The 3,336-nt window shown below is 62.0% G+C and carries 1 protein-coding gene and 1 pseudogene; both read left to right on the forward strand.

The features are described 5' to 3' along the window. Positions 1-320 (forward strand): annotated as a pseudogene (locus tag ACR0P8_RS09050) (alpha-glucosidase); the annotation flags it as partial. A gap of 410 nt (positions 321-730) precedes the next feature. Beyond that, on the forward strand, positions 731-2,827 hold the full coding sequence (phoA, locus tag ACR0P8_RS09055) for an alkaline phosphatase (protein ID WP_432624751.1): 2,097 nt from the start codon (positions 731-733) through the stop codon (positions 2,825-2,827). The last annotated feature ends 509 nt before the right edge of the window (positions 2,828-3,336 follow it).

Consider the following 3,336-nt stretch of genomic DNA (forward strand, 5'->3'; position numbering starts at 1 on the left):
CCTATGATGAGGCGACCATGAGCCTCACCGTCACCGTACGCGACGTGCCGACCGACCAATCGCTGCGCATCGCATTCGCGGACGGTCTTGAAATCGCCGAAAATCCGGTGGAACGTGACTGCTACGACATTCTGCTGCACGCGCAAATCCAATTCTTCGCCAAGGAAAAGGCGCTGAACGCGATCCGCGAGGAAGGCGTGCGTGCCATCGGATCGTTCGCGGCACTGAACAAGAAACCGCGATTCGACGGCGACTTCCTTGACGTGGACCTGCCCGAATCGGTGGTGTCCGCTCTGGAGGAAGTGCTGCTCAGAAGCTGAGCGCTGGGCCAATGGACCGCCGGTGCTGGATGCCTCTTGTGTGGGGCTTCCGGCACCGGCGGTTTCGTCTCATACATTCCGCCAAACCGACGCTTAGCCAGCTCTCACCGTCGTTTTTGCGGAATGGGTGCGATAAAACCGATGGTGAGGCTGCTGAATGTCGGTTTGGCAGAATGTGTGCTGCGAAACCGACGGTGGGGATGTGCTGGGCGTCGGTTTGGTGGAATGGGCGCGATTGGACCGACGCGTTCACTGCAAAGACACATTGGTTTCATTTCGATTTCTTCTGCGGGTCCTCTCCCGTACTTCCACACGCCATAGCGTGTGTGTTGGCATCGCAAGATCCAACACAAGGCATGGGAAGGACCCGTGCAAAAAAGGCGCACACGCGCACAGAAGAAAGAAGAACCATGAGCAAGCACAAGGCTCTCACGGGTGCCATCGCGGCGCTCGCCTCCGCCGCCACGCTCGGAGCGCTCGCCGCACCGGCGCTCGCGGCCGACACCACCTACAGCCCCAACGGCAAAACCGTCGCCGAACTCGCCAAGCATGGCGGCGCACAGCGCATCGCCTCAATCGGCAACGAAAAAGCAAAGAATGTCATCCTCTTCCTTGGCGACGGCATGGGCGATTCCGAAATCACCGTCGCCCGTGACTATCTCAAGGGAGCCAACGGCCACTTCGACGGCCTCGACGCGGTCGGCCAGCCGGGCGCGCTCGGTGACGTCAAAGCCGGCACCGGCCAATACACCACCTTCTCGCTGGGCAACGGCAGCAAGGACAGCGCCGTCGGCAAGGACGGCAACGGCAAACTCGCCGCCAACCCGAATCCGGGCAAAATCACCGCCGTCACCGACTCCTCCGCCTCCGGCTCCTCCTGGGCCACCGGCACCAAGACCTACAACAACGCCGTGGATGTCGACGTGTACGGCAACCCGCAGCTCAACCTCTTCGAACTGGCCAAGGCGGCCGGCAAGGCCACCGGCAACGTGACCACCGCCGAAATCCAAGACGCCACCCCGGCCGTACTCGAATCGCACTCGTCCGAACGCGCCTGCTATGGTCCGCAAGGTAAGACCGACGGCAGCTCCAACGATGCGCTGAAGCGTTGCCTGGCCAACCAGCTCAAGGAGAACGGCGGCATCGGCTCCATCTCCGAACAGCTGCTCGACACTCGCGCCGACGTGACCATCGGCGGCGGTTCCAAGTACTTCCGCCAGACAGTGCAGGGCGGCGAGTACAAGGGCAAGACCGTGTGGGAACAGGCCAAGGAAATGGGCTTCCAGACCGTTGAAAACGACCCGGCAGCCATGAACGCCCTGCAGTACAAGGACAACCAGCCGGTGCTCGCCCTGATGAGCGACGGCAACATGCCGACCAAGTTCAATCCGTCCAAGGCCACCGCCAAGGATCCGGCCAAGGATGCCAATCCGACCGTGTGCGCCCCGAACGCTGACTGGCTCGGCAACCAGGGGTCGTCGCTCAAGGACATGACCAAGAAGGCCCTTGAACTGCTGGATGCCAATCCGAACGGCCAGAAGAACGGCTACTTCCTGCAGGTCGAGGGTGCGTCCATCGACAAGCAGGACCATGCCGGCAACGCCTGCGGCCAGATCGGCGAGACCGACGACTTCGACCAAGCCATCGCCTACGCGCTGCAGAACGTCGACCTGAACAATACGCTCGTGATCGTCACCGCCGACCATGCCCACACTTCCCAGATCCTCAACGCGCAGCCGGCCTACGCGCTGTCCACCGTGCTCAAGACCGCCGACGGCACCAACATGGTCGTCTCCTACGGCACCGCGCAGGACGATTTCCGTGACGCCGACGGCGGCTATAACGGCGGCGACATGGAACATACCGGCACCCAGCTGCGCATCGCCGCATCCGGCCCGGGCGCGCAGCGCGTCACCGGACTGACCGACCAGACCGACAACTTCTACACGATCGCCGGTGCGCTGGGTCTAGCCACCACCACCGATGCGCAGAACGCGCTGTCCGCCGATGCCGAGGTGAAGGTTGCCACCGACAACGGCGCGTATGTGGCCAACATTGACGGCTTCAACGGCGACGCGGTGCTCTCCTACGAGCTGAAGGATAAGAACGGCGCCACCGTGGCCGCTTCCGATTCCTCCACTCCGCTGTCCGGTGTGCGCGTCAAGACCGCGCAAACCACGCCGATCGTGCTTGACGGCGTCACGGAAGGCGCTGAATACACGCTCACCATCACCGGCCGTCAGTCCGGCAAGACCGTCACCGTCGACTTCCAGGCTCCCGCCGCCGACTCCGCCTCCAAGGGCGATGCCGGCAAGGACGCTGGCAAGAACGGCGTGATCGCTTCCGGCAAGGTCGGCAACAACGCGAAGCCCGTCGGCCCGTTCGGCGCGCTCGGCGAAACCGGCACCACGGTGCTGGCCGTGGCCGCCGCAATCGCCATGCTGGTCGCTATCGCGATGCTCGTCAAGACCGCCAAAACTGCGAGCGACGCCAAAAACGGCCGCTGAATGATCGGGCGGATGATGCTCGGTCTTTGATCGTCTGGCTCTGCCGTTGATTTGCCGACTGGGCAATCGCCGAATCATTGACAATCGCTGAATCGCTGAATCGCTGAATTGGTGAATGACGGAACCGCCGGTGCTGGATGCCTCTTGTTGGGGCTTCCAGCATCGGCGGTTTCGTCTCATGCATTCTGCCAAACCGACGGTGAGGGGTCGCTGAGCGTCGGTTTGGCAGAATGGGGGCGATTGGATCGACGGCGAGTTGGGCTGGGTGAGTTGGCTTGGGCTGGGTGAGTTGGGCTGGGTGAGTTGGCTTGGGCTGGGTGAGTTGGGTTGGATGGATTGGGCGAGTTGGGTTGGCGGAATGGGGCTGATTTGAAAAGTTGAGTGGGGTGCGCTCAAGATTTTTTGCGATTTCGGGAATAATAACTTGCGAATTAAAGTTGAGTGGTGTAGGCTCAAGTTTTGGAACGGGTCGAGAGATCCGAAAGAAACGTGAGCGGGAAACCGTAGAA

The sequence above is a fragment of the Bifidobacterium sp. genome, from assembly GCF_050874245.1.
In the GTDB taxonomy this organism is placed as follows: domain Bacteria; phylum Actinomycetota; class Actinomycetes; order Actinomycetales; family Bifidobacteriaceae; genus Bifidobacterium.